Source organism: Pseudomonas putida NBRC 14164 (assembly GCF_000412675.1).
Taxonomy (GTDB): Bacteria; Pseudomonadota; Gammaproteobacteria; order Pseudomonadales; family Pseudomonadaceae; genus Aquipseudomonas; species Aquipseudomonas putida.
The window spans coordinates 5,794,475-5,821,095 of sequence record NC_021505.1 but is presented as its reverse complement, the minus strand read 5'-3'; the positions used below and the strand labels follow the sequence as shown (position 1 = coordinate 5,821,095).

The following is a 26,621-nucleotide window of genomic DNA, read 5'->3' as shown; positions in this document are numbered from 1 at the left end:
ACCTATTTAAGACGTTTTTCGAATCATTTGGAGCTGATCATGGAGCTGCGTCATCTGCGTTACTTCATCGCCGTGGCCGAAGAACTGCACTTTGGTCGTGCCGCCCAGCAACTGGGTATTTCCCAGCCGCCCCTGAGCCAGCAGATCCAGGCCCTGGAACAGGAACTGGGGGCCAGGCTGTTCGAGCGTACCAACCGTCGGGTGGAACTGAGCGAGGCAGGGCGGCTGTTCCTCGAAGAGGCCCGTCAGGTGCTGGCGCAGGTGGAGAAGGCCGCCGACGTGGCTCGGCGCGCGCAGTTGGGGGAGCTGGGCGAGATGAAGATCGGCTTTACCTCGTCGGCCCCGTTCACCTCGAAGATTCCCAAGGCCATTCATGCCTTCCGCCAGCGCTTCCCGGCGGTGCACCTGAACCTCAAGGAAATGAGCAGCCGCGATGTGGCCGAAGGGGTGTTCGACGAGTCCATCGAAGTGGGGCTGATGCGGCCGATGCCGTTGCCAGAAGGGTTGGTGGCCACCGAGTTGTTCCGCGAGCCGCTGGTGGCGGTCATCAACGCATCGCATCCGCTGGCTGAAAGCACTGAGCAAGGGGTGCACATGGCGGCGCTGGCCCACGAGCCGTTCGTATTCTTCCCGCGCAGTTATGGCAGCGGCCTGCATGCCCAGTTGCTCAGCCTGGCGCGGCAGGCAGGCTTCAGCCCGCACTTTGCCCAGGAGGCCGGGGAGGCGATGACCATCATCGGCCTGGTGTCGGCGGGGTTGGGGGTGTCGGTGTTACCGGCGTCGTTCCAGCGCATGCGCATCGAAGGCGTGGTGTACCGCACGCTGCTGGATGAGGGGGCGATGTCGGCGGTGTGGCTGGTGCAGCGCGAGCGCGGCAATTCGGTGATGGCCAAGGCGTTTGCCGAGCTGTTGACGGGGCAGGTGGTCGGCCAGGGGTAATGCAGGCCAAATGGCGCTGGCCATTGCCGCAGTGCCGCCACATACTCGGGCATTCGTTGAAACACGGAGGTCAATCATGCGGCGCGTGGTGTTCAATCAGAAAGGTGGCGTGGGCAAGTCGAGCATCGCCTGCAACCTGGCGGCGGTCAGTGCCAATGAAGGCTATCGGACCTTGTTGATCGACCTGGATGCCCAGGCCAACTCGACCCAGTACCTCACCGGCCTGACCGGCGAGGACATCCCCATGGGTATCGCCGACTTCTTCAAGCAAAGCCTGTCCAGCGGGCCGTTCAGCAAGAAGAACAAGGTCGACATCTACGAAACCCCGTTCGACAACCTGCACGTGGTCACGGCCACTGCCGAGTTGGCCGACCTGCAGCCCAAGCTTGAGGCCAAGCACAAGATCAACAAGCTGCGTAAGTTGCTCGACGAGCTGGACGAGGACTACGAGCGTATCTACATCGATACCCCGCCGGCGCTTAACTTCTACGCGGTTTCCGCGTTGATCGCGGCTGATCGTGTGCTCATCCCCTTTGACTGCGACAGCTTCTCGCGCCAGGCCCTGTACGGCCTGCTGGCCGAGATCGAAGACCTCAAGGAAGACCACAACGAAGACCTGATGGTCGAAGGCATCGTGGTCAACCAGTTCCAGTCGCGTGCCAGCCTGCCGCAGCAGATGCTCGACGAGCTGCTGGCCGAAGGCCTGCCGGTGCTTCCGGTGTACCTGGGCAGCTCGGTGAAGATGCGCGAATCGCACCACGCCAGCCTGCCGCTGATTCACCTGGAGCCGCGGCACAAGCTGACCCAGCAGTTTGTCGAGTTGCACGATTTGCTTGAGCGCAGCGAATAGCGCCTGCCTGACGCTTGCACTTTATCCAAGTCCCGAGCACAATCTCCCAAAACGGGAGATTTGCTTGGATGCGCGTCATTGCCAAAAGCAGCTTGGTGAAGTTCTGGGAATTGCCTGGGCATGAAGATGCCAAAGCGGCCTTGGAAAGCTGGCACGATATGGCGCTCAAAGCTATCTGGCGAACGCCACAGGATGTAAAAGATCAGATTGGCAATGCCAGCATCTGCGGCAAGAACCGCGTGGTTTTCAACATCGGGGGGAACAAGTATCGGCTTGTGGTCGAGATGCAGTATCGAGCCGGTATTGCCTGGGTGAAGTTCGTCGGTACGCACAAGCGCTACGACGAGATTGACGTGGAGACAGTCTGTGAATATTAAGCCGATCCGCAATGATGACGACCTTCGAGCCGCGTTCCAGCGGCTCGAGGCCATTTTCCAGGCAGAAGCGGGCACGCCAGAAGCTGATGAAATGGAGGTGCTTGTGACACTGATTGAAGTGTACGAAAACAAGCACTATCCCATTCATCCCGCCAATCCCATCGAGGCCATCAAATTCTGCATGGATCAGCAGGGCCTTACCCCACGTGATCTTGAGCCATATATCGGCCCAAGCGGCCGAGTATCGGAAGTATTGAATGGGAAGCGTGGGCTAAGCCTTTCGATGATCAAGCGCCTGCATGATGGCCTTCGTATTCCCTATGAGTCGCTACTGGCAAATGCCTGAGAATTAGACCCCTTGGCTACGCACCCACTCCAGCAACGACTGGAGTGGAAACGCCCCGGCCTGGCGGCTGATTTCGCGCCCGTTCTTGAACAGCAGCAAGCTGGGGATCGAGCGTATGCCCAGTTGCCCGGCGAGGTTGCGGTTGGCTTCGCTGTCGAGCTTGGCCAGACGGCAGCGGCCGGCAAGTTGGCGGGCAGCCTGTTCGAAGGTGGGGGCGAAGGATTTGCACGGGCCGCACCAGTCGGCCCAGATGTCGACCAGCAGCGGCAGGTCGCCTTTGATCTGGCTGGCGTAGCTGGCTTCGGTGAGCTCGAAGGGGGTGCTCAACATCACCTCCTGTTTGCAGCGGCCGCATTTCGGGGCATCGCCCAGGCGCTCGGCGGGGAGGCGGTTGAGGCCGTTGCAGTGGGGGCAGGGGATTACCAGTGGGTCGGACATATCAATTCCTTGTGTTGTTTGTTCGGGCCCTATCGCCGGCAAGCCAGCTCCCACAGGGGTACCGCTTGCATCAAGTCTGGCACGTTACCTGTGGGAGCTGGCTTGCCGGCGATAGGGCCGGTAGAGCAATCATCAATCAGGAAGAGCAGCTGATTTCCAGGTGCTTGCCCCATTCCGGCGGCCGCTCGGCGTAGGCCTGCATCCCGGGCTGCTCCTCGAAGGGTCTGGTCAGTACCTGGTGCAATTGCCGCACTTCACTGTAGTCCCCCGCTTCAGCCGCTTCGATGGCCTTCTGCGCCAGGTAGTTGCGCAGCACATACAGCGGGTTCACCGCATGCATCCGTTCACGGCGGCCTTCGGCATTGCCGGGTTCACGTTCACAGCGGGCCAGGTAATCTGCACCCCAGGCATCGAAGCCGGCCAGGTCGATGAAGTCGTCGCGCACCACTTTCAGCGCATCGGCCACCGGCTGCTCACCGAGTTTTCGGAAGAACAGGCTGTAGTCCACGCCGCCACGCTGCATGCACTGCAGCAGGCGCTCGACCAGCGCCATGTCGTCGTCCTCGGCAGTGGTCAGGCCCAGACGCCGGCGCATCAGGTCCAGATAATGGACCTGGTACAGCGGCAGGAACAGCCCCAACGCTTCCTTCAACGGCTCAACTTCGATCACGGTGGTCAGGGCTTGGGCCAGCGCGCTGAGGTTCCAGTGGGCGATGGGCACCTGGTTGGCGTAGCTGTAGCGGCCACGGTCGTCGGAGTGGTTGCAGATGAAGTTGGCGTCGAAGTCGTCCAGGAAGGCGTAAGGGCCGAAGTCGAAGGTGATGCCCAGGATCGACATGTTGTCGGTGTTCATCACCCCGTGGCAGAAGCCATAGGCCTGCCAGCGGGCAATCAGTTCGGCGTTGCGCTCGACGATGGTGTGGAACATGGCCAGGTACGGTTGTTCGGCGTCACGGCATTCGGGGTAGTGCTGCTCAAGGACATGGTCGATCAGCACGCGCTGCTGCTCGGGCTGCTTGGTGTAGTAGAAATACTCGAAATGGCCGAAACGCACATGGCTCTGCGCCAGGCGCGTGAGCATGGCGGCGCTTTCGCGGGTTTCACGCCACACCGCGGTGCTGGAGCCGATCACGCACAACGCCCGGCTGCTTGGGATACCCAGTGCGTGCAAGGCTTCCGAGGCAAGGAATTCGCGTATCGACGAGCGCAGCACGGCGCGGCCATCGCCCATGCGTGAGTAAGGGGTCTGGCCGGCGCCCTTGAGGTGCAGGTCCCAGTGCTCGCCTTTGTCGTTGAGTACTTCGGCCAGCAGCAGGCCGCGGCCATCGCCCAGCCGTGGGTTGTACGAGCCGAACTGGTGGCCGGAATAGACCATCGCCCGTGGGTCGGCTTCTTCCCACAGCTTGTGGCCGCTGAACAGCTCGGCGAACACCGGCAGGTCGGCCTGGGCGGGGTCGAGCTCGAGCAAGGCCATGGCCGACTCGCTGGCTACCACCAGGCGCGGGTCTGCAATGGGCTCGGGCAGCACCTGGGTGGAGAACGCATCGCCCAGGCGGGCGAAGCGGTTGTCGAAGGTGAGTTGGTCGAGGGCTTTCACGGGCTGCTCCTGAGATTCCGCACAGAATAAAGCATTCGAGCCCACTCAGGCCGGTGCAGTGCCATCCGGTTTAGGTTGCTCCAGCGGAATCAGCTGCTGCTTGCCGCCCTTCTGGTCCATCAGGAACACCTCGACCTGGCGTACCGAGATCTTGATGTTGTGAGCCTTGAACTCGCGGTTGATGTAGCGGTTGATCTCGTCGAGCGTCGGGTTGCGGTCGCCCAGGTCGCGCACGTGCATGCGCAACTCGTGGTCCAGCGAGCTTTCACCAAAGTTGAGGAAGTACACGATCGGTTCCGGGGCCTTGAGCACGCGCGGGTTTTCGTGTGCACCCTTGAGCAGCAGGTCGCGCACAAGGTCCAGGTCGGAGCCGTAGTCGATGCCCAGCTTCAGCGTTACCCGGGTGACCGTGTCGGTCAGCGACCAGTTGATCAGCTGGCCGGTGATGAAGGTCTTGTTGGGGACGATGATGTCCTTGCGGTCGAAGTCGGTGATGGTGGTGGCGCGGATGCGGATCTTGCTCACCGTGCCCGACAGGTTGCCGATGGTGATGGTGTCGCCAATGCGTACCGGGCGCTCGAACAGGATCATGATGCCGGAGATGAAGTTGGCGAAGATTTCCTGCATGCCGAAGCCCAGGCCCACCGACAACGCGGCCACCAGCCATTGCAGCTTGTCCCAGCTCACCCCCAGGGTCGACAGGGTGCTGACGATACCGATGCCGACAATGGTGTACGACAGCAGCGTGGTGGTGGCATAGGCGCTGCCCTGGGCCAGGTTCAGGCGTGACAGCACCAGCACTTCCAGCAGGCCCGGCAAGTTGCCGGCCAGGGCGAAGGTGATGCCGACGATCACCAGCGCACCCAGCAGGTCGCCAAGACTTATCGGCACCATGCTGGCGGCGGCGCCGGTGCCGCTGGTGTATTCGTACAGGACGAAGTTGTTGAGGTAAGCGAACACCGAGATCAGGTCTGCCCACACCCAGTACAGGCCGGCGATGAAGCCGCCGAGCAGGGCCAGGCGGATCAGGCGCAGCGACTGCTGGTTGACCTGCTCGATGTCCAGCGTCGGCTCTTCGGTGATGACTTCGCCATCCAGCCCTTCCTTGGCCGCTGCCCGTTTGCTGAGCGCGCGCTGGTAGGCCAGGCGCCGTGCCGCCACCGACAGGCCGCGCACGAACGCCGCCTCGATCACCAGCCAGAACAGCAGCAGGTACAGGGTGTAGATGAGTCGGTCGGTGAGCTTCAATGCGGTGTAGTAGTAGCCGAAACACACGGCGACGAACAGGGCGATGGGCAGTGCGGTGAACGCTACGCCCACTGCCCTGCGGAACAGCGAGGTGTCGCGGTGCGCGGGGCTGCTGAGTAGCAGGCGGCTGAGCAGCCAGGCCATCAGTGCGTAGCAGGTCAGCACCACGCCGATACCCAGCACATCGTCGGCCAGCGCCGAAGGCTGGTGCTCGGCCACCGCCACCACGCCCACCAGCGCCAGCACCACGGTGCCCAGGCGGCGTACCCAGCCACGCAGGAACTCGACTTGCGGCTTGTGCCAGCGGAAGTGGATTTCGGCCACGCCACCGGGGGCCAGGATGCGGTAGGCGGTGTAGAACACCAGCCAGGCCTGGGCCAGTTGCCAGAGGGCGGCACCGAGGTTGGCGTTTTGCCCGCGGGCGTCGATCTGCAGGGCGTAGCTGCACAGCGCCAGGCCAAGGCTGACCGGCATCGCCAGGAGGATGTTGATAAGGATCGCCTGGGGCGTGTGCCACTGGCTGTCACGGCGGAAGTGGCCGATGTCCTGGTGCACCTTGCCCAGCCGTTGGTACAGGTACTTGCGCCGCCACAACAGGGCGCCGATGACCAGTAACAGCGGCAGGAACAGCAGCGGGCGCTGGCTCAGGCCGTCGGCCAGCTCTTTCAGGCCCGAACCCCATGGCAGGTTGGCGACCTGGTCGGCCAGGCGCTGGGGTACATAGCTCAGCCAGTCCCAGTCCAACGGCTTGTTGCTGGGGATCCAGAACATCTGTTCGTCGAGGGTGGTGCGCAGGCTCTGCGCGGTGCCCAGCAGCTGCTTCTGGTTGAGTTGCAGGGTAATCGACTCGTTGAGCAGTGCCGACAGTTCGCGGTTCAGGCGCTCGAGCAGATCGCTGCGGGTGATCGCCACCTCCAGCAGGGCTTTGCGCAAGGCCGGGGTGACGTCTGCCTGCGGCTGGCTGGCCAGCAGTTTGTCGACGTAGGTAACCGGGCTGCTCATTTGTTCGCGTTGCTGGTTGATCTCGAACTGGTACAGGCGGATATCGGCGATCTGATCGGCCAGGTCACGGTCGAGCTTGAGGTGCGGTAGCGCCTGCTTCTGTTTGTAGAGGATCTTCGACAGCAACAGGCTGCCCTTGAGTACGCTGATCTGCTCGTCCAGCGCCTGATCGGCCTGGGTCAGGCTGTCGAGTTGCTGCTTGGTGCGCAAGTTCTGTTGGGTCAGCTCGTTGAGGCGGTCGGTGCTTTTGAGCAGGTAGTCGGAAAGTTTGAGGTTGGCCGCGCTCTCGCTGGCCAGCAGGCTGCTGCCGCCGGCTTTCTGGGCCTCGATCGATTGCTGGGTAACCGCCTCTTGCGACTGGGCCAGCCGTTTATCGTTGATCAGCGTCTGCAGGTCCTGGATTTCCTGCTCCAGGCGCGCGGCACGCTCGATCAGCAGGTCGTGGCGGGCGTTGCCCAGGTCTTGCAGCAGGCTGTTGCCAGCCAGTTCCTGGCGGCGCAGCAAGGTAAGTGCGTTGAGTGAGGCCAGCTCGGCATTGAGCTGGTTGCGCTGGTCGGCGTTGATCGATTTGCCGCCATCCTTGCCGGTTTTGAGGATGCTGTTGATCTGCTGGGTACGGGCCTGGCTGTTGCTGATTTCGGCCTGGGCGCGTTCCGGGCGGGTTTGTGAATTGATGATCAGGCTGTTGGCTTCGGACAGCGCCTTCTGCAGCTCGCCCTGCTGGGTGTTGCGTTCGCTGAGCATTTGCTCGAGCTGTGGCACGCTGAGGGCGGCGTAGCGTTGAGCGACAGGCTGCGCCTTGCTTTCCTTGAGCCTGGCCAGTTCCTTCTGGCTGTCACTGGTTTCCTTGGGGGCGCTGGTCAGCTGCTGCTTGAGCGCGGCGAGCTTCCTTTCGTTGTCTTCCTTGCTGGCAAGCAGGCTCAACGTCTGTTCGAGCACTTGCTGCAGGGCCTTCTGGTCAGCCTCGGGCAGTTTGCGCTCGGCGATCTTGTCGAGGCTGTTCTGGATGCTGGCGGTGGTCGGGGCCTCTGCTGCGGTGGCCGCAAAGGAAAGGGACAGGCACAGCCCGAGCAGGGCTGTGCGAAGGTACACGCGCAGGGACATAGGCAGACTACTTGTGGATCCGGCAGAAACGAAGTTTAGAGGAACAATCCTGGTCCGGGTCGCGTTCCTTCGGGGAATCTGACGCCTACTTTCTGGATCTTGTTCCCGTCCATGGTTGCCACGGTCCAGATCGTGCCATGCCAATCGACCTGGTCACCTACTACTGGAGCGCCTCCGACCTTCTGTCGGATGAACTGCGCCAGCGGCATTTTCGCGTCCAGGCCATCGAGTTTCAGGCCGTAAAGCGCTGCCACCGCACCCAGTTCGGCATCGCCTTCGAGCACGAAGTCGCCAAAGAACCGCAGGTCCAGGCCACGCTGTGGTGCCTGGCTGAACAGTTTGCCCAGCGCCGGCAGGTTATGCTCGTGACCGATCACGCAGAGCATGTCGCCCACTTCCAGCACGGTACTGCCGGAGGGGTGCAGCAGTTGCTCGCCACGGAACAGGGCGGCAATCCGGGTGCCCTCGGGCATTTTCAGCTCGCGCAAGGCGGCACCGATGCACCATTTTTCGGCGCCCAGGCGGTAGACGAACATTTCCCACTCGCTGGTGATGTGCACTTCCAGGGCTGAGCGGGAGATCGGCGCCGGGTCTGGCGGCACGGTCACTTTCAGCAGTTTGGCCATCCACGGCAGGCTGGTGCCTTGCACCAACAGCGACACCAGCACGATGAAGAACGCCAGGTTGAAGAACAGCTGGGCGTCTGGCAGGCCCGCCATCAGCGGGAACACTGCCAGGATGATCGGTACCGCGCCGCGCAGGCCTACCCAGGAGATAAAGCCCTTTTCGCGGCCATGGAAGGCCTTGAACGGCAGCAGTGCAGCGACCACCGACAGCGGCCGCGCCACCAGAATCATCCACAATGCCAGGCCTAACGCCGGCAAGGCGATGGGCAGCAGGTCGTGGGGCGTGACCAGCAGCCCCAGCACCAGGAACATGCCGATCTGGGCCAGCCACGCCATGCCGTCGAGCATGTGCAGGATACCGTGGCGGCTGCGGATAGGCTTGTTGCCCAGCACCAGGCCGCACAGGTACACGGCGAGGAAGCCGCTACCGTGCAGGGCGTTGGTCAGCGAAAACACCACCAGGCCGCCGGCTACCACCAGGATCGGGTACAGGCCACCGGCCAGGTTGATGCGGTTGACCAGCTGCAGCATCACCCAGCCGCCACCCAGGCCCAGGAGCCCGCCAATGCCGAACTCGCGCAACAGGTGGCCCAGCAGGCTCCAGTGCAAGCCGGTCTGGCCGCTGGCGATCATGTCGATCAGGGTGACCGTGAGGAAAACCGCCATCGGGTCATTGCTGCCCGACTCGATCTCAAGGGTGGCGGTAACCCGCTCGTTCAGGCCTTTGCCGCCCAGCAGCGAGAACACCGCAGCGGCGTCGGTTGAGCCGACGATGGCGCCGATCAGCAGGCCCTGTATCAGGCTCAGGTTGAACAGCCAGGCGGCGACCAGGCCGGTGAGGGCGGTGGTGATCATTACCCCGACCGTGGCCAGCGACAGTGCCGGCCACAGCGCCACGCGGAAGCTTGCAACGCGCGTGCGCAAGCCACCGTCGAGCAGGATCACGGCCAGTGCCAGGTTGCCCACCAGGTAGGCGGTCGGGTAGTTGTTGAAGATGATGCCGCCACCATCGACACCGGCGACCATGCCGACGGCGAGGATGATGACCAGAATGGGGATGCCCAGCCGCGACGACAGCGAGCTGACCAGAATACTTGCACCCACCAGCAATGCGCCGATCAAGAACAGGCTGTTGATGGTGCTTGCATCCAAAGGCAGGTACTCCGAGACAGCGGCGGGAAGGGACGTGGTAGCGCGTTTTTCAGCAAAAGCTAGCAGGTCGCGTGCCAATCGATTCTAACCCGAGGCCAGCGCAGGCTGTAAAGCGATACCGCATCGTTGCTGCGGCTTGCGGCTGCAATGGTGCGCCCACTATCAGGCAGCCGCGTAACATGAACGTCAAAGCACCCATTTCTCTCGCCCAGGTGGCCCAGCGCCTGCTCGGGCAATTTCCTGATTTGCACAACTTGGCGCGCCAGGCGGCGGGCCATGTGCTTCGCCGCCAGCTAGGTTACTGGCTGGATCCGGACGGGCTTTACTGGCACGAGTTCCAGTCTGCGGCCAGTGGTTCGTCGAGCTTCACTGGCTGGTGCCACAACGGGCCGCCACTGCGGTCCTTGAGCCTGACCGAGCTGGTCATCCAGCGGTTCAGCCCGCAGCAGCAGGCCAGTGCTGACGAGCTGAGTATTTACGGTGGCTTCTACCGGGTCGATGCCAGCCACAGGGTCTATGACGAGCGCAACGAGGTGCGGCTCGACCCACAGGAGGTCTTGGCGGCGTTCTGGCGATTGGATTTTGCGGGGCGCTACACCGAGGCACTGCGCCAGTTTCGCTCGCGCCATGGCGAAGACTATTGTGTCTTGGCCCGCGCCCGCTTCCTTGCCGCTGTGGGCCGATCTACGTTGAGCGACCCTGAGCGCCAGGAGCTGGTAATGGCAACGGTCGCTGTACCCGGTTTGCCGAGTACCGTGCAAGGCTTGCGACAGGACCAGCAAGCGAATGCCCAACATGGATGGAGCGCACTGGCCATCGGCGATATCAGCGCCAGGATGCTGTTCCTGCATAAGCTGAAGACTGGCAGGTTGTGCCTCTATCTTGCCGATGCACAGGATGTCGTGCAGGTATTCGACGATCGCCACGCGTTTCAGGAATGGATGGCTGACCAGGCAGCCACGGAGGTGGGGCGAGAGCGGCTGGTCAGGTTGTTCGTCGGGGACGGGGTACTGGCGCAGTCGTTGCGCCCGCGTTTACGCAATTACTTCAAGTTGTTCGCGCAGTCGCGGGGCGACACCATGATTTCCGGGCCGGCCATTGCAGGGGACCTGTTCGTACATCTGCGCGATGCGGTCATGGATGATCTGGCCAGCGATGCTCATGAGCGGCTGATCACCAACGCACAACTGCGCAAGGCCGATTGGCTGGCGGGCTTGCAAGCAGCGAGTTTTATAATCGCGCCGATGACGCCGCTTGGCTGGCCAGTGATATTGGCATCGCTCGGTCTGGGTACCGCAAGCCTGGCTCTGCACCTGGACCGGGCAATCAATGGCAAGCAGGCCTGGCGCACAGCTGCATGGTGGTCAGTACTGACGGATATTCTGTTCATTCTGCTTGATATAGCCATGATGCGTGCCAGCGAGCTGTTCACCGATGGCCACATCCCCCCGCGTGTGGCTGGCCAGGCGCAAGCCTCTGCCGCCAAGGTCGACTGGGGGCCTTACATGGCCCCGGCGGCAGACGAATTGCTGGCTACGTCGGATAAGGCGCTGGCGCGGCAGGAAGCCCTGTTGGGCGCGGTGCCGTGCGCTGATCTCGATGCCGTGGGGGCCAATGGCGAGTATCTGGATGCATTCAGTGAGCCGTACCCCGTCTATCGCGATGAGCAGGGCTTTGGTTCGCCCGCCATTGCCGAGTACACCAGCTCGCCGGAGCGCTACAACAACCTGTGGCGGGGCATGCCGCTAGAGGGCAGTCGCGCCGGGAATATCCAGCGCAGCCACGACCTTGCCCGCGCACTGGGGCAAATTGGTGTCAGTAATCAGGTGAGGCTGTACCGGGCGGCTTCCAGCCTGCGGGGCACGGGTTTTCAGGTATCTGGTGAGGGTGCCATTGAAGTGGGTGATGTACTGGTGACCACCGACTTCACGTCATTCACGGAAAACCCCTATGCCCTCTGGGAGGTTTTCAATGACCCTCAGACCCAGGTCAGTGGCCGGAGTGCTTTTGATGAAAATGCCTTGGTGTATGTATTGGAACCAGGCGAGGACATGCAGGCGACGCCGATCGGGCCCTTTTCAAGGCGACCAGATGAGGCAGAGTCTTTGATGATGCCCGGGCGCTACCTGCAAGTGGAAAAGGTAACGGCCGTTCAAGGGCACAACTATCACTTTACGGAGGTGTGCCTGAAGGCACTGGCGCAGGCGCCAAGCGGGAATACCGTGCGTGAGATGCGCACCGGAATGTTGTTCGACCGCCAGGCACTGGCTGTGCGACTGGGCAGTGAGGATGACTCGTTGATGCGCACCTTCTTTGCGGTGCCCACCTGAGCAAAAGTGAAAGGGGCCGCTGTGCGGCCCCTGATCAAGGTCTCAACCCTGCTTCACTTCACGCATCGGCTTGCCTTTCACCGGCGCATCGCCCGCCACATAGTACTTGGCAGTGCTGCGCGGCAGCGGCTTGCGGCCACGGATCTTGTCCGAGATCTTTTCGGCAATCATGATCGTGGTGGCGTTGAGGTTGCCGGTGATGATCAGCGGCATGATCGAGGCATCGACCACACGCAGGCCTTTCATGCCATGCACGCGGCCTTCGCCGTCGACCACTGCCATGTCGTCGGTGCCCATCTTGCACGAGCAAGACGGGTGGAAGGCGGTTTCGGCGTGCTCGCGGATGAACTTGTCCAGCTGCTCGTCGGTTTGCACGTCGGCGCCCGGGCTGATCTCGCGGCCACGGTACGGGTCCAGCGCCGGCTGGGCCATGATCTCGCGGGTCAGGCGGATGCCGTCGCGGAATTCCTGCCAGTCCTGCTCGGTGGACATGTAGTTGAACAGGATGCTCGGGTGCTGGCGCGGGTTTTTCGACTTGGCCTGGATGCGACCACGGGCAGGCGAACGCATGGAACCCATGTGCGCCTGGAAGCCGTGTTCCTTCACGCCATTGGAGCCGTTGTAGTTAATGGCCACCGGCAGGAAGTGGTACTGAATGTTCGGCCACTTGAATTCAGGGCGGGTACGGATGAAACCGCCAGCCTCGAACTGGTTGCTGGCGCCGATGCCGGTGCCGTTGAACAGCCACTCGGCACCGATGGCCGGCTGGTTCCACCACAGCAGCGATGGGTACAGCGATACCGGCTGGGTGCAGGCGTACTGCAGGTACAGCTCAAGGTGGTCCTGCAGGTTTTCACCAACACCCGGCAGGTCGTGTACAACCGGGATGTCGAGGCTTTCCAGCAGGTGACGCGGGCCGACGCCGGAGCGCTGCAGCAGCTGCGGCGAAGCGATGGCGCCGGAGCTGACGATCACTTCCTTGCGGGCACGGGCTTCAACACGCTCTTCGCTGTCGCCGACCAGGTAGGTCACGCCAACGGCGCGCTTGCCGTCGAACAGTACGCGGTCGCTCAGGGCGTGGGTGACGATGGTCAGGTTCGGGCGCTTCTTGGCCTGGTCAAGGTAGCCACGGGCGGTGCTGGAGCGGCGGCCGTTCTTGGTGACCGAACGGTCCATCGGGCCGAAGCCTTCCTGCTGGTAGCCGTTGAGGTCTTCGGTGCGCGGGTAACCAGCCTGCACGCCGGCCTCGACCATGGCGTGGAACAGCGGGTTGTTGCCGGCCTTTGGCGTGGCAACGCTGACCGGGCCTTCACCACCGTGGTAATCGTTCGGGCCGATGTCACGGGTTTCGGCTTTACGGAAGTACGGCAGGCAATCCAGGTAGGTCCAGTCTTCCAGGCCTGGCAGCTCTGCCCAGCCGTCGAAGTCCATGGCGTTGCCGCGGATGTAGCACATGCCGTTGATCAGCGACGAGCCACCCAGGCCCTTGCCACGGCCACATTCCATGCGGCGGCCGTCCATGTGCGGCTCCGGGTCGGTCTCGTACGCCCAGTTGTAGCGGCGGCCTTGCAGCGGGAAGGCCAGGGCGGCTGGCATCTGGGTGCGGAAGTCGAAGCGGTAGTCGGGGCCACCGGCTTCCAGCAGCAGTACGGTGACGCCGGCGTCTTCGGTCAGGCGGGTAGCCAGGGTGTTACCGGCCGAACCGGCACCGACGATGATGTAATCGAATTCTTGGGACATGAAAGTACCCTCGTGTTGGCGGTGATCAGGGAGCGGGAACGCCCGTGCACAGTGGCACGGGCGTGGCTAGACAGGGCTTAGAAAACCGAGTTGTAGCCGCCCAGCTCGACCTGGACCGACTTGATGCGAGTGTATTGAGCCAGCGAGCTGACGCCGTTCTCACGGCCGACGCCCGACTGCTTGTAGCCACCGACGGGCATTTCGGCCGGCGATTCACCCCAGGCGTTGATCCAGCAGATGCCGGCTTCCAGCTTGTGGATGATGCGGTGGGCGCGGGTGATGTCGTTGGTGCACACACCGGCGGCCAGGCCGTACTCGGTGTCGTTGGCACGACGGATCACTTCTTCTTCGGTCTCGTAGGACAGAATGCTCATGACTGGGCCGAAGATCTCTTCCTTGACGATGGTCATGTCGTCGGTGCAGTCGGTGAACACGGTCGGGGCCACGAAGGCGCCCTTGGCGAAGTCACCTTCGGTCAGACGCTCGCCGCCGCACAGTACGCGGGCACCTTCTTCTTTACCCTTGGCGATGTAGCCCAGCACGTTTTCCATGTGGGCGAAGCTGACCAGCGGGCCGAAGTTGGTGTTCTCGTCTTCCGGGTTGCCAACACGGATGCGGGCAACGCGCTCGGCGATCTTGGCTTCGAAAGCAGCTTTCATTTCAGCCGGGATGAACACGCGGGTGCCGTTGGTGCACACCTGGCCCGAGCTGTAGAAGTTGGCCATCATGGCGATGTCGGCGGCCTTGTCCAGGTCGGCGTCGGCGCAGATGATCAGTGGCGACTTGCCGCCCAGTTCCATGGTGACTTCCTTCAGCGAGGAGCTGGAGGCGCTGGCCATGACTTTCTTGCCGGTGGTGGTGCCGCCGGTGAAGGAGACTTTTTCGATGCGCGGGTGCTCGGTCAGCCAGGTGCCGACTTCGCGGCCGCTGCCGGTCAGAACGTTGAACACGCCATTTGGCAGGCCGGCTTCGGTGTAGATCTCGGCCAGTTTCAGGGTGGTCAGCGAGGTGACTTCCGACGGCTTGAAGATCATCGCGTTGCCGGCGGCCAGGGCCGGGGCGGATTTCCACAGGGCGATCTGGATCGGGTAGTTCCAGGCGCCGATACCCACGGTCACGCCCAGCGGCTCGCGGCGGGTGTAGACGAAGGACGATTCGCGCAGCGGGATCTGCTCGCCTTCGATGGCCGGCACCAGGCCTGCATAGTATTCCAGCACGTCGGCGCCGGTGACGATGTCGACGTAGCGGGTTTCGGAGTACGACTTGCCGGTATCCAGGGTTTCCAGCTGGGCCAGCTCATCGTTGCGCTCGCGCAGGATGTCGACGGCGCGGCGCAGGATGCGCGAACGCTGCATGGCGGTCATCGCAGCCCAGACTTTCTGGCCACGCTCGGCGCTTTCGACAGCTTTCTCGACGTCAGCCTCGGTGGCACGTTGCACGTGGGCGAGGACTTCGCCGGTAGCCGGGTTGATGGCTTCGAAAGTGGCATCGCTGCCAGCGTCGACGTAAGCGCCATCAATGTAGAGTTTTTGCGTTCCGAAACGGGCCATAGTGTCCTCGCAAGTGCAGTGTGTGGTTTGGCTTGCGCGTCACGCTCCTGCCGGGTTGGCAAGGGCCGTGCGTGCTTGTTCAGCGGCCTGGTCGTTTGTGCCCAGGGTGTGCTGTTTAGCCAGTTGTAGATCCATGTATTCGTAAGCAATCCGTATCGCCTGGCCGGTGTCGAATGCATCACCCGACAGGGCGCCACGCAGCCACAGGCCGTCGATCAGGGCTGCCAGGCCGCGGGCTGCCTTACGCGCATGGTAGAGCGGCAGGGCGCGGCGGAACTGGCAGCACAGGTTGGAATACAAGCGGTGGTCGTTGATCCGCTGCAACCTGTGCAAATCTGGCTGGTGCATGCTGGAAGCCCAGAAGGCCAACCAGGTTTTCATTGCCGGGCCGTTCACCTGGCTGGCATCGAAGTTGCCCTCGATGATCACTTTCAGGTGAGCGCGCGGGCTGTCGTCCGTCAGGGCCTGACGGCGTGCTCTGACGCCTTCGTTGAGCATGCTCATGATGTAACCCATCGTCGCTGCTATCAGGCCGTTCTTGTCCCGAAAGTAGTGACTGATGATGCCGTTCGACACACCGGCCAAACGGGCAATCAGCGCAATGCTGGCGTCCCCCAGACCGACCTGATCGACCGCCTGCAGCGTGGCTTCGATCAACTGCTGGCGGCGGATGGGTTGCATACCGACCTTGGGCATCTTGCTATCTCCTCAGGCCTGCGAGCAGACGACGGGCGGCTGACTCGGCGAAGGCCAGTCTATTTTGTTTTGATTGAACGTTCAATCAATAAAGAATAAGCTCTGCGACAATTTGTGCCATTGACAGTTTTTCAGGCGGTCAAGAAGGCACGGATTGACACCCCAGGAAATCGCGTAACCCCCGGAATACAAGGCGTTGACGGGCATGAGCGATGCGAAATGCAGATTCTGCCGTACGGCCACTGGCCCTGCGACAGGCCCTTGGAGCGGGCGGGGTGATCTGTGACGAATGCGCGCACCTCTGCGGATGCGTGGGCATTTTCTGCAGGCCACCTGTCTGTTTTTTTGCAACGTATCGATTCGGGATCACGGTTTCCAGGGTGCTTTTATAACACCTGACGCAGTGGGGATATTCCACCAATTGCTCGGGAAAGAATGATTAGCCTCCACAAAGCCGTACTGCCCGGAGCATTCGTGCAATGAGTTCTGCCTCACTTACCAAGCCCCCCGCCGAGAGGGTACGGGTCAACCGCGTAGTGTTCTTCACCTCCGCGCTGATGATCCTTGTTCTGACTGCCTTGCTGATCGCTGTACCCGATACTGCCGGCCAGGTGCTGGGCGTGGCCCAGAAATGGCTGACGCGTACCTTTGGCTGGTACTACATGCTGGTGATCTGTGGTTACCTGCTGTTCGTCGTCTACCTGGCCTTCTCCGATTACGGCAAGCTCAAGCTGGGTGGCAAGGACGACCAGCCTGACTTCAGCTACGGCGCCTGGGCCGGCATGCTGTTCTCTTCCGGCATCGGCATTTCGCTGCTGTACTTCGGCGCTTCCGAGCCGCTGGACCACTACTTCAACCCACCGGAAGGTACCCCGGCCAGCCTCGAAGCTGCGCGCCAGGGCCTGCAGCTGACCTTCCTGCACTGGGGCCTGCATGGCTGGGCGATCTACGCCCTGGTCGGCCTGGCCGTGGGTTACTTCGCCTACCGTCACAACCAGCCGCTGGCACTGCGCTCGGCGCTGTACCCGCTGGTGGGTGAGCGTTGGGTCAAGGGTGCTGCCGGCAACGCGGTGGACATCTTCGGCATGTTCGTGACCCTGCTGGGCCTGGTGACCAACCTGGGGATCGGCTCGATGCAGGTGTCCTCGGGCCTTGAGTACCTGTTCGGCATGGAGCACAGCCAGACCAACCTGTTGGTGGTGATCCTGGTCATGGCCGGCGTGGCCACCGTGGCAGCGGTATCGGGCGTGGAAAACGGCATTCGCCGGCTGTCCAACCTGAACATCCTGCTGTTCAGCGGCCTGCTGCTCTTCGTGCTGCTGGCGGGCAACACCCTGCACCTGTTCAACGGCTTTGTGCAGAACGTTGGCGACTACCTCAATGGCATCGTGCTGAAAACCTTCGACCTGTACGTGTACGAAGGCGAAGCCGGCAAGTCCGAGCGCTGGCTGGGCCTGTGGACCGTGTTCTACTGGGCCTGGTGGATCTCCTGGGGCCCGTTCGTCGGTATGTTCATTGCCCGTATCTCCAAGGGCCGTACCGTGCGCCAACTGGTCAGCGGTGTGCTGTTGATCCCGCTGGGGTTCACCTTGGCCTGGCTGTCGATCTTCGGCAACACCGCACTGGACCTGGTGATCAACCAGGGGGCGGTGGAGCTGGGCAAGACCGCGCTGGAACAGCCGTCAATGTCGATCTACCAGCTGCTGGAATACTTCCCGGCGGCGAAGATCGTGATTGGTGTGGCGGTATTTGTCGGCTTTGTGCTGTTCCTTACCCCGGCCGACTCCGGTGCGGTGATGATGGCCAACCTGTCGTGCAAAGGCGGCAAGGTCGACGAAGACGCCCCGCACTGGATGGTGGTGTTCTGGTCGGTGGTCATCACCCTGGTCACCATCGGCCTGCTGTTTGCCGGCAACTTCGAAGCCATGCAGACCATGGTCGTGCTGGCGGGCCTGCCGTTCTCGGTGGTGCTGGTGCTGTTCATGTTCGGCCTGTACAAGGCCATGAAGCAGGACGTTGCAGTAGAAAGCGAACGCGCCGAGCTGGCCGCCCGTGGCCGTCGCGGTTTCAGCGAGCGCCTGACCCAGCTGGAGCTGCAACCGACCCAGGCTGTGGTGCAGCGCTTCATGGACAAGCAGGTCAGCCCGGCGCTGAAAGAAGCGGCCGCGCAGTTGCAGACCCTGGGCTTCGAGGTCGAAACCCGCGTTGGCCAGTCGCGCAACATGATGGGCCTGCGGGTGATGATGGACGAGGGCAACCCGTTCGTTTACGAAGTGAGCCTGGACGGCTACATGGCCGCGCCGAGCGAGGCGCCGGTTGAAGGCGAACCGGAAGTGCGTCAGCGCTACTACCGCGCCGAGGTGTACCTGCACGACGGCAGCCAGGAGTATGACCTGATGGGCTTTGCGCCGGAGCAGATCGTGCGTGATGTGCTGGATCAGTTCGAAAGCCACCGCCAGTTGCTGGGGCGTGTGTACAGCTGATTGCTGTTGATGCAAAAGAAAACCCCGCTCACTTAGCGGGGTTTTTTTATTGGGGCCGCTTTGCGGCCCTTCGCGGGCATGCCCGCTCCCACAGGGATCGCGCAGGCTTCAGGCCCTGTGACAATCTTGTGGGAGCGGGCGTGCCCGCGAAGGGCTGCAAAGCAGCCCCAGCTTCTCAGCGATTGGTGTAGCGGCCATTCTTGCCATGCCCAGGCATCGCCTGGTTGCTGCGCACGGCGATCATCTGGCTGAGCCTGATCAGTTCGATGCCCTGGGCCTTGAGCTGTGGCAGTGCCCGTTCCAGCACTTCGAGGGTTTGTGGGTAAGGATGCCCGATCAATACTGCAGACCCTTGCTTGCGCGCCAGGGCGATGCCTTGCTGCAACTGCCCGGTGATCGCCTCGGTTGTGCGCACATCGTCGAGGAACACATCCCGCGAAACGTGGGCCAGGCCGATGCGCTGGGCCTCGGCTGCGGCCACGGTGGCGGCGCTGGTGCGGCTGTCGACGAAGAACAGGTGGCGTTGCTGCAGTTCACCCATCAACCAGGCCATCGGTTCGCGCTGTGCCGTCATGCGGCTGCCCATGTGGTTGTTGATGCCGGCGGCGTAGGGCACCTTCGCCAAGGCCGCCTCCAGGCGGCGGGCCAGTTCGTCGATGGCGATGCCCGGGTGCCAGGCATACGGCCCGGTGGCCGGGTCCATGGGCATGTGCAGGATCACCGTCTTGCCCGCCTTGTGGGCTTGGCGGGCGAAGTCGCTGGCGTGCGGGGTGTCGGGCATGATAGCCATGGTCACCGGCCCAGGCAGGGCAAGGGTTCGGCTGTCACGGTCGGGGCTCTGGCCCAGGTCGTCGATGATGATGCTCATGTAGGCCTTGCCGGCCGGCGCCGCTTGCGCGACCCCGGCCAACAGGCAGAACAGCAGACACAGCAGGTAACGCATCGTGTGGATCATTTGCCCGAGGTGATGTTCAGCCCTTTGAGCAGGCTCAGGGCCTGGCTCAGCTGGAAGTCATCATCCTGCGGGCGTTCCTTGCGCTTGCTGCTGCCGGTCGGGCGGTCGGCGCCGCCGTTGCCGTTGCCCAAGTGGCCCTGCAGGTCGGCTTCCTTGAAGTTTTCGGTGTCGACTTCGGCGGTGAGCTTGGCCGGGCGCACTTCGATGTCCGGCACGATGCCCTGGGCCTGGATCGAGCGGCCGTTGGGGGTGTAGTACAGCGCGGTGGTGAGTTTCAGGGCGCGGTCGTTGGCCAGCGGCAGCACGGTCTGCACCGAGCCTTTGCCGAAGCTGTCGGTACCCATCAGCACGGCGCGCTTCTGGTCCTGCAGGGCACCGGCGACGATCTCGGAGGCCGAGGCACTGCCGCCGTTGATCAGCACCACCAGTGGTACGCCTTCGCTGGCGTCGGCCGGGTCGGCCGAGAAGCGCAGTTCGGAGTTGGCGATGCGGCCCTTGGTGTAGACGATCAGGCCCTTGGTCAGGAAGTGGTCGGCCACTTCTACCGCCGACTGCAGCACGCCGCCCGGGTTGTTGCGCAGGTCCAGCACTACCCCGCGCAACTTCTTGCCGTTGTCCTTGCGCAGCTTGGCCAGCGCCTTGCCCACTTCGTCGCCGGTCTTGACCTGGAACTGGGTGATGCGGATGTAGCCGTAGTCGTTCTCCAGCAACTGGCTCTTCACGCTCTTGACCTGGATGACTGCGCGGGCCAGCGTCACGTCGAACGGATTGCCGCCGTCGCGCACCAGGGTCAGGGTGATCTTCTCGCCGATCTTGCCGCGCATCTTGTCGACCGCTTCGGTCATGGTCTGGCCACGGGTCGGGGCGCCGTTGATCTTGACGATCAGGTCGCCCGCCTGCACACCGGCACGCGAAGCCGGGGTGTCGTCGATGGGCGAGACCACCTTGATGAAGCCGTCTTCCTGGCCCACTTCGATGCCTAGCCCACCGAACTCGCCGCTGGTGCTTTCCTGCAGCTCCTGGAAGTCCTCGGGGCCGAGGTAGGCGGAGTGCGGGTCAAGGTTGCTGAGCATGCCCTTGATGGCGTTTTCCAGCAGGGTCTTGTCATCCACCGGTTCGACGTAGGCAGCCTTGATGCGGTCCATGACCTCGGCGAAGGTGCGCAGCTCTTCCAGCGGCAGCGGTGCCTTGGCGGTCACCTCGGTGGCTGGCACTGCGGCGGCCTTGGCCGGCTCTGCGGCGGTGGCCAGGGGCGCGCCGACCGCCAGGGCGATGGACAGGGCCAGCTGGGTGAGACGAGGCGAGTGCAGCATGTCGAACGAACTCCTGATCCTGTAAGCGCTCCGTGGGGAGCATCGGCGCAGCATTCAGGCTACGCCGTAGAAATTTGACTAGCCCCGGCACCACTGCGAAGGGTCGGTAGGCCGACCCTGCTGGCGGATGGCGAAGTACAAGCCTGCCGCGTCCTGGCCACCGCTGTCGCCAACGGTGGAAATGGCTTCACCGGCCTTGACGATATCACCGGCGCTCTTGAGCAGGCTCTGGTTGTGGCCGTACAGGCTCAGGTAACCGTTGCCATGGTCGAGAATGACCAGAAGCCCGGCGCCGCGCAACCAGTCGGCGAACACCACGCGCCCGCCGTGCACCGCACGTACCTGGGTGCCCGGGTTGGCGCTGATCATCACCCCGTCCCACTTTGCACGGGCGTCGCTGCCGCGGGCATCACCGAAGCGTGCCAGCAATCGACCGTTCACGGGCCATGGAAGTTTTCCCCGCGCCGAAGAAAATGCGCCGCCGTAGCTTGCACCGTCGGTGGAAACCATCGGGCCGAGGGTGGTACGAGCCTTTTTCGGTGGCTCCACGGGCTCCACAGGTGCCTGGGCCCGTTCGCGGGCAGCGGCAGCGGCCAGGGCCTCCTGCTGGCGGCGTTTTTCCGCTTCCTGCTGGGCCAGCAAGGCTTTCTTGCGCGCCTCTTCAGCTTCGCGGGCCTGTCGGGCCAGGGTTTCCTCGATGGTCTTGAGGACTTTGGCCAGGTCGGCCTGGTCCTGCTCGCGGGCCTGCAACTTCTGGTCGCGGTCCTTCATGTCGCCATTGAGCTTGGCCAGCACCTGCTGGCGCTTGCTTCGCTCGGCTTCCAGGGCCTGGCGGCGGCTGTCGAGGTCGGCGCGCTGGGCCAGCAACTGTTGCTGCTGGCCGGCAATGTCCTGTTCGACGTTGGCCAGCTGGCGCAAGGTCTCGTTGAAGGTGCGCAATTGCTCCAGGCGCGCCTTGCTCAGGTAATCGTAGTAGGTGAGGGTGCGCGCGAACTTCTCGGGGTTCTGCTGGTTGAGCAGCAGCTTGAGGTATTCCTCGCGGCCGTTGTTCTGGTAGGCCGACCGGGCCTGAATGGCGATCAGTCGCTGTTGTTCAACGCGGGCGCTCTGGAGTTTTTTTTTCTCGGTTTCAAGGCGCTCCAGATCGCCCTCGGTCTTTTTTAGCTCTTGCTGTAGAGCCTCCACCTGTTTTTCGAGATTGCCGATGTCGGTCTCGGTGGCTTTGAGGTCCTTTTGCACGCCGGCCTTTTCTTCCTGGAGCTTGCCCAGCGTCTTCTTGAGCTCGGCAATGTCCTGGCGGGTGGCGTCCAGTTGCTGCTGGGTCTGCGCACGCTCATCGGCGAAGGCCGGGCTGAGCAGGCAAGACAGGGCTAGGAGGATCAGGGCGCGAAGCATGGGGTTTGGCGTACCAAGGATGGAGACTGGCCTAGTATGCCCGCCCGGGCGGGCAAAAAAAACGCCTCGCTGCGGGAGCAGGGGGGCGTTGGTCTGGAATTCATGTGCAATTGGGGCCGCTTCGCGGCCCTTCGCAGGCATGCCCGCTCCCACAAAAGCAGCGAGTGCAGCCGGTTCTGTGGGAGCGGGCGTGCCCGCGAAGGGTCGCGAAGCGGCCCCGATACACCGAATCAGGCGTCGACCAGGATCGACGTACCGGTCATTTCCACCGGCTTTTCCAGCCCCAGCAGCTTCAGCATGGTCGGCGCCACGTCGGCCAGCACGCCGCCATCGCGTACCTTGACGTTGCGCTTGCCCACATAGATGAACGGTACCGGCTCGGTGGTGTGCGCGGTGTGCGCCTGGCCGGTGCATTCGTCTTCCATCTGCTCGACGTTGCCGTGATCGGCGGTGATCAGCGCTTCGCCGTCCACCTTGTCCAGCGCTTCGACAATGCGCCCTACACAGGTATCCAGCGCTTCGACCGCCTTGACCGCCGCCTCGAACACGCCTGTGTGGCCGACCATGTCGCCGTTGGCGTAGTTGACCACGATCACGTCGTACCGCTGCTGCTCGATGGCTTCGACAATGCGGTCGGTCACTTCTGGTGCGTTCATTTCCGGCTGCAGGTCGTAGGTGGCAACCTTTGGCGACGGGATCAGGATGCGTTCTTCGCCTTCGAACGGCTCTTCACGCCCGCCCGAGAAGAAGAAGGTAACGTGAGCGTACTTCTCGGTCTCGGCGATGCGCAGCTGGGTCTTGCCGTTCTTGGCCAGGTACTCGCCCAGCACATTGTTCAGGCTGGACGGTGCAAAGGCTGCGGGGGCGGGGATCTTGGCCGAGTACTGGGTCAGGCCGATGTAGGCCGCCAGTTTTGGCAGGCGGGCACGCGGGAACTCGTTGAAGTCGGCTTCGACGAACGCACGCGACAGTTCGCGGGCGCGGTCGGCGCGGAAGTTCATGAAGATCACGGCATCGCCATCTTCAACCTTGACCGCTTCACCAATGCGCGTGGCTTTGACGAACTCGTCGCTTTCGTCACGGGCGTAGGCCGCTTCCAGGCCGGCCTGGGCGGTGTCGGCGGTGTACTCGGCGGCGCTGTCGACGATCAGGTTGTAGGCGGCACTGACACGGTCCCAGCGGTTGTCGCGGTCCATGGCATAGTAGCGGCCGATCAGGGTGGCGATGCGGCCCTTGCCCAGCTTGGCGAACGTGCCGTCGAGCAGTTCGATGGACGACTGTGCGCTGCGTGGCGGGGTGTCGCGGCCGTCGAGGAAGGCGTGCAGGTAGATTTTTTCTGCACCGCGCTGCGCAGCCAGTTCGGCCATGGCCACCAGGTGGTCCTGGTGGCTGTGCACGCCACCATCGGACAGCAGGCCGAGGATGTGCACGGCCTTGCCGGCACTGGCGGCCTTGTCCACGGCAGCGGTGAGCACCGGGTTCTCGAAGAACTCGCCATCGCGGATGGCTTTGGTGACGCGGGTGAAGTCCTGGTAGACGACGCGGCCGGCCCCCAGGTTCATGTGACCGACTTCGGAGTTGCCCATCTGCCCGTCCGGCAGGCCGACATCCATGCCCGAGCCGGAAATGAGGCCATGCGGCTGGGTGGCGCGCAGGCGATCATAGACCGGCGTTTTGGCGGCAAAGATAGCGTTGTGTTCGGGGATTTCGCTGTGGCCGAAGCCATCCAGGATAATCAGGACCAGGGGTTTGGGCGTGCTCGTCATCAATCAAACTCACGGTTGTTCAAAGATGATAAAGACACGCATTTTAGGGCAAATACGCCACCTGCGGCGAATATTCGTCCTGTTCCCTGACCAGCGCGGCCCATGCGGCAACATGAAGGTACCTTTGCGGCCGGCCCGTCGGGCTTTGGTGGTACTGGGGGGCTGTGTATACTGGCCGGCATTTTCAATCGCCTGGAACACCGCTGATGGTTGCTCACCTGATTCAATTCGCGACAGATCACTACATCCTGGTTGCGATCTTCGTTGTTCTGCTGGTCCTGCTGCTGCTCAATGAAATCCGCCGCGGCGGCCAGAGCCTGAGCAATGGCCAACTGACCGCCCTGGTCAATGCCGACAAGGGCCTGGTCATCGACATCCGTACTGCCAAGGAATACGCCGCCGGCCACATCGTCGGTGCGATCAACATTCCGCAGGACAAGCTGGCCGCCCGCATGAGCGAGCTGGACAAGCACAAAGAGAAGACCCTGATCGTCGTCGACGCGATGGGCCAGCAGTCCGGCACCCACTGCCGCGAACTGCTCAAGGCTGGTTACACCGCCGCCAAACTGAGCGGTGGCGTTTCCAGCTGGAAAGCCGATAACCTGCCCCTGGTGAAGTGATATGAAGCCCGTCATCGTCTATTCCAGCGACTACTGCCCCTACTGCATGCGCGCCAAGTACCTGCTCGAGAGCAAGGGCGTGGCCTTCGAGGAAATCAAGGTCGACGGCAAGCCGCAGGTTCGTGCCGAGATGAGCCAGAAGGCTGGCCGTACGTCGGTGCCGCAGATCTGGATCGGCAGCACCCATGTCGGTGGATGCGATGACCTTTATGCCCTGGAGCGCGCCGGCAAGCTCGACGCGCTGCTGGCGGCCTGATTTGCACTGCATTCAAAAACATTAGGATAAGGACCTGCCATGACTGACCAACAGACCAACGGCGCTGCTGCAGAAGACAACAGCCCTCAGTTCTCCCTGCAGCGCATCTATGTGCGCGACCTGTCGTTCGAGGCCCCGAAAAGCCCGCAGATCTTCCGTCAGACCTGGGAGCCGAGCGTTGCGCTGGACCTGAACACCAAGCAGAAAGCCCTGGAAGGTGACTTCCACGAAGTGGTGTTGACCCTGTCGGTAACCGTCAAGAACGGTGACGAAGTGGCTTTCATTGCTGAAGTGCAGCAGGCCGGTATCTTCCTGATCGCCAACCTGGATGCGGCTTCGATGAGCCACACCCTGGGTGCGTTCTGCCCGAACATCCTGTTCCCGTACGCCCGCGAGACCCTGGACAGCCTGGTGACCCGTGGTTCGTTCCCGGCCCTGATGCTGTCGCCGGTCAACTTCGACGCCCTGTACGCGCAAGAAATGCAGCGCATGCAGGAAGCCGGCGAAGTGCCGACCGTACAGTAATCACTGCCGGTATCAAGAAAGCGCCTCTCGGGGCGCTTTTTTGTTGCCCGCTCCCCTACGGATTGGCGTACACATTTCAATGTGGGAGCGGGCGAGCCCGCGAAAGGGCCCTTGCAGGTAAGAAATCAGCTCCCGGCAAACCCGTTTTGCCGCCAGGCCTCATACACCGTCACCGCCACGGTATTGGACAGGTTCAGGCTACGGCACCCCGGCCGCATCGGCAGGCGCAGACGCTGTTCGGCCGGCAGGCTGTCCAGCACCTCGGCCGGCAAGCCGCGGCTTTCTGGCCCGAACAGAAAGGCGTCGCCCGGCTGATAGGCCACTTCATGGAACGGGTGCGAGCCCTTGGTGGTAAAGGCGAACAGCCTTGGATTACCGAGGCTTTCCAGGCATCCGGCCAGGCTCTCATGGCGCTTGAGCGTGGCATACTCATGGTAATCCAGCCCCGCGCGACGCAGGCGCTTGTCATCCAGTTCGAAGCTGATGGGTTCGATCAGGTGCAGGTCGCAGCCGCTGTTGGCGCACAGGCGAATGATGTTGCCGGTATTCGGCGGAATTTCTGGTTGAAAAAGGATGACGTGAAACATGCACGGCTCCAAGCGTGAAGATGACGGGCATTCTACTCCTGAACCGGACGTGCGTTCGAAGGCCTTCCCTCGGGTAATGCTGTCACTGGCGATTGTCGGTTTGATGGTAGGGCTGATGATTGGCCGCCTGACCGCGCCCGACGAGCGTGAGCTCCAGCAGGTGGAGGTGATGCAGGATGGCCTGACGTTGTGGTTCAACGAAGAACCCAAGCTGCATGGCGAGAATGTGGAAGGTACGGTTGCGCTGCTGTTCCAGGCCCAGGGCAAGAGCCAGCAAGGGCAATTGAGCCTGCAAGGCAAACCGGTCAGTTGGCGGGTGCAGAACAGTGACGAAGGGTTGCTGCTGACTGTGATTGCCGCGCGTCCCCTGCACGGCGAGTGGGCCGGTGCAGAGGACGATGGGCGTTGGCGGGTGCAGGTGAAACTGCACGAATAAAAGAGGGGATATCCCGGCCTGCCTGTACCAGGGTCCCCAAAAGGGGTTACTGCGTATAAAGGGGGGATGACCCGGCCTGCCTGTACCGAGGTCCCCAAAACGGGCGGTGCTGCGAATAAAAGAGGGGTTCACCCGGCCTGCCTGTACCAGGGCCCCCGAAACTGGGTATGTATTAGCTATTGCAGGGGGCGTGCCAATTTTGCAAAGCCCGTGAATGTTGGGCTTTGAGGGGGATTTGGCCGGGTTTTGAGGGGGTTTGTGCCTTCCGGAGGTGCATTGGGCACAGGATC

The 26,621-nt window shown here is 62.7% G+C and carries 22 protein-coding genes; 10 read left to right on the top strand and 12 right to left on the bottom strand.

Annotation, left to right across the window (positions count from 1 at the left end; all coding sequences use genetic code 11):
- Positions 1 to 39: 39 nt before the first annotated feature.
- The 4 genes from PP4_RS25885 (at position 40) to PP4_RS25870 (ending at position 2,512) form a co-directional block, all read left to right on the top strand.
- A complete protein-coding gene (locus tag PP4_RS25885) occupies positions 40 to 939 on the top strand; it encodes a LysR family transcriptional regulator (protein WP_016502034.1) in 900 nt (299 codons plus the stop codon).
- Positions 940 to 1,015: 76 nt separating this feature from the next.
- Positions 1,016 to 1,789 (top strand): ParA family protein, encoded by a 774-nt coding sequence (locus tag PP4_RS25880; RefSeq protein WP_016502033.1) that lies wholly within the window; start codon positions 1,016 to 1,018, stop codon positions 1,787 to 1,789.
- 68 nt (positions 1,790 to 1,857) lie between these two features.
- On the top strand, positions 1,858 to 2,166 hold the full coding sequence (locus PP4_RS25875) for a type II toxin-antitoxin system HigB family toxin (RefSeq protein WP_016502032.1): 309 nt from the start codon (positions 1,858 to 1,860) through the stop codon (positions 2,164 to 2,166).
- Positions 2,156 to 2,512 (top strand): helix-turn-helix domain-containing protein, encoded by a 357-nt coding sequence (locus tag PP4_RS25870; protein WP_016502031.1) that lies wholly within the window; start codon positions 2,156 to 2,158, stop codon positions 2,510 to 2,512. The genes PP4_RS25875 and PP4_RS25870 overlap by 11 nt, the downstream gene beginning before the upstream one ends.
- 3 nt (positions 2,513 to 2,515) lie before the next feature.
- Here PP4_RS25870 and trxC read toward each other — a convergent pair whose 3' ends face one another.
- The 4 genes from trxC to PP4_RS25850 all read right to left on the bottom strand — a co-directional run bounded on the left by trxC (position 2,516) and on the right by PP4_RS25850 (position 9,679).
- Positions 2,516 to 2,950 carry a thioredoxin TrxC gene (gene trxC / locus PP4_RS25865; RefSeq protein WP_016502030.1) on the bottom strand — a complete coding sequence of 145 codons (435 nt, stop codon included), beginning with the start codon at positions 2,948 to 2,950 and terminating at the stop codon, positions 2,516 to 2,518.
- Between the two features lie 136 nt (positions 2,951 to 3,086).
- Positions 3,087 to 4,547 carry a protein adenylyltransferase SelO gene (gene selO / locus PP4_RS25860; protein ID WP_016502029.1) on the bottom strand — a complete coding sequence of 487 codons (1,461 nt, stop codon included), beginning with the start codon at positions 4,545 to 4,547 and terminating at the stop codon, positions 3,087 to 3,089.
- A gap of 45 nt (positions 4,548 to 4,592) precedes the next feature.
- A complete protein-coding gene (gene mscK, locus PP4_RS25855) occupies positions 4,593 to 7,901 on the bottom strand; it encodes a mechanosensitive channel MscK (RefSeq protein WP_016502028.1) in 3,309 nt (1,102 codons plus the stop codon).
- 35 nt (positions 7,902 to 7,936) lie between these two features.
- The gene (locus PP4_RS25850) at positions 7,937 to 9,679 is read right to left on the bottom strand and encodes a potassium/proton antiporter (RefSeq protein WP_041167927.1); all 1,743 of its coding nucleotides are present in this window, start codon (positions 9,677 to 9,679) and stop codon (positions 7,937 to 7,939) included.
- Between the two features lie 179 nt (positions 9,680 to 9,858).
- Between PP4_RS25850 and PP4_RS25845 the strand changes: the two genes are divergently transcribed.
- Entirely contained in the window at positions 9,859 to 12,009 is a 2,151-nt protein-coding gene (locus PP4_RS25845; protein ID WP_016502026.1) for a dermonecrotic toxin domain-containing protein, read from the top strand.
- A 42-nt stretch (positions 12,010 to 12,051) separates the two neighbouring features.
- On the opposite strand, the gene betA is transcribed toward PP4_RS25845, so the two are convergent.
- The 3 genes from betA to betI all read right to left on the bottom strand — a co-directional run bounded on the left by betA (position 12,052) and on the right by betI (position 15,995).
- Complete coding sequence (gene betA / locus PP4_RS25840; protein ID WP_016502025.1) at positions 12,052 to 13,749, bottom strand: choline dehydrogenase; 1,698 nt, start codon at positions 13,747 to 13,749, stop codon at positions 12,052 to 12,054.
- Positions 13,750 to 13,826: 77 nt separating this feature from the next.
- The gene (gene betB / locus PP4_RS25835; protein ID WP_016502024.1) at positions 13,827 to 15,299 is read right to left on the bottom strand and encodes a betaine-aldehyde dehydrogenase; all 1,473 of its coding nucleotides are present in this window, start codon (positions 15,297 to 15,299) and stop codon (positions 13,827 to 13,829) included.
- Between the two features lie 39 nt (positions 15,300 to 15,338).
- Entirely contained in the window at positions 15,339 to 15,995 is a 657-nt protein-coding gene (betI, locus tag PP4_RS25830; RefSeq protein ID WP_016502023.1) for a transcriptional regulator BetI, read from the bottom strand.
- 536 nt (positions 15,996 to 16,531) lie between these two features.
- Between betI and PP4_RS25825 the strand changes: the two genes are divergently transcribed.
- Complete coding sequence (locus PP4_RS25825; protein ID WP_229609090.1) at positions 16,532 to 18,478, top strand: BCCT family transporter; 1,947 nt, start codon at positions 16,532 to 16,534, stop codon at positions 18,476 to 18,478.
- A 175-nt stretch (positions 18,479 to 18,653) separates the two neighbouring features.
- Here PP4_RS25825 and PP4_RS25820 read toward each other — a convergent pair whose 3' ends face one another.
- The 4 genes from PP4_RS25820 to gpmI all read right to left on the bottom strand — a co-directional run bounded on the left by PP4_RS25820 (position 18,654) and on the right by gpmI (position 23,907).
- The gene (locus PP4_RS25820; RefSeq protein ID WP_016502021.1) at positions 18,654 to 19,421 is read right to left on the bottom strand and encodes a divergent polysaccharide deacetylase family protein; all 768 of its coding nucleotides are present in this window, start codon (positions 19,419 to 19,421) and stop codon (positions 18,654 to 18,656) included.
- Between the two features lie 8 nt (positions 19,422 to 19,429).
- Complete coding sequence (locus PP4_RS25815; RefSeq protein ID WP_016502020.1) at positions 19,430 to 20,746, bottom strand: S41 family peptidase; 1,317 nt, start codon at positions 20,744 to 20,746, stop codon at positions 19,430 to 19,432.
- Between the two features lie 78 nt (positions 20,747 to 20,824).
- Positions 20,825 to 22,141, bottom strand: a complete 1,317-nt coding sequence (locus PP4_RS25810; protein WP_041167925.1) for a murein hydrolase activator EnvC family protein — start codon at positions 22,139 to 22,141, stop codon at positions 20,825 to 20,827.
- A gap of 230 nt (positions 22,142 to 22,371) precedes the next feature.
- Positions 22,372 to 23,907, bottom strand: coding sequence for a 2,3-bisphosphoglycerate-independent phosphoglycerate mutase (gene gpmI, locus PP4_RS25805; protein WP_016502018.1), 1,536 nt, complete (start codon positions 23,905 to 23,907; stop codon positions 22,372 to 22,374).
- A 206-nt stretch (positions 23,908 to 24,113) separates the two neighbouring features.
- On the opposite strand from gpmI, the gene PP4_RS25800 reads away from it, so the two are divergent.
- From PP4_RS25800 to secB, 3 genes are read left to right on the top strand one after another with little or no spacing between them, the layout of a single operon-like run.
- Complete coding sequence (locus PP4_RS25800) at positions 24,114 to 24,527, top strand: rhodanese-like domain-containing protein (RefSeq protein WP_016502017.1); 414 nt, start codon at positions 24,114 to 24,116, stop codon at positions 24,525 to 24,527.
- Between the two features lies 1 nt (position 24,528).
- A complete protein-coding gene (gene grxC / locus PP4_RS25795) occupies positions 24,529 to 24,783 on the top strand; it encodes a glutaredoxin 3 (protein ID WP_003249204.1) in 255 nt (84 codons plus the stop codon).
- 39 nt (positions 24,784 to 24,822) lie between these two features.
- Positions 24,823 to 25,308, top strand: a complete 486-nt coding sequence (secB, locus tag PP4_RS25790) for a protein-export chaperone SecB (protein WP_016489596.1) — start codon at positions 24,823 to 24,825, stop codon at positions 25,306 to 25,308.
- A gap of 125 nt (positions 25,309 to 25,433) precedes the next feature.
- Here secB and trmL read toward each other — a convergent pair whose 3' ends face one another.
- Positions 25,434 to 25,895: a tRNA (uridine(34)/cytosine(34)/5-carboxymethylaminomethyluridine(34)-2'-O)-methyltransferase TrmL gene (gene trmL / locus PP4_RS25785; protein WP_013974580.1), complete on the bottom strand. Its 462-nt coding sequence runs from the start codon at positions 25,893 to 25,895 to the stop codon at positions 25,434 to 25,436.
- Between trmL and PP4_RS25780 the strand changes: the two genes are divergently transcribed.
- The gene (locus tag PP4_RS25780) at positions 25,894 to 26,331 is read left to right on the top strand and encodes a hypothetical protein (protein ID WP_016502016.1); all 438 of its coding nucleotides are present in this window, start codon (positions 25,894 to 25,896) and stop codon (positions 26,329 to 26,331) included. The two genes, trmL and PP4_RS25780, sit on opposite strands and share 2 nt — an antisense overlap.
- The last annotated feature ends 290 nt before the right edge of the window (positions 26,332 to 26,621 follow it).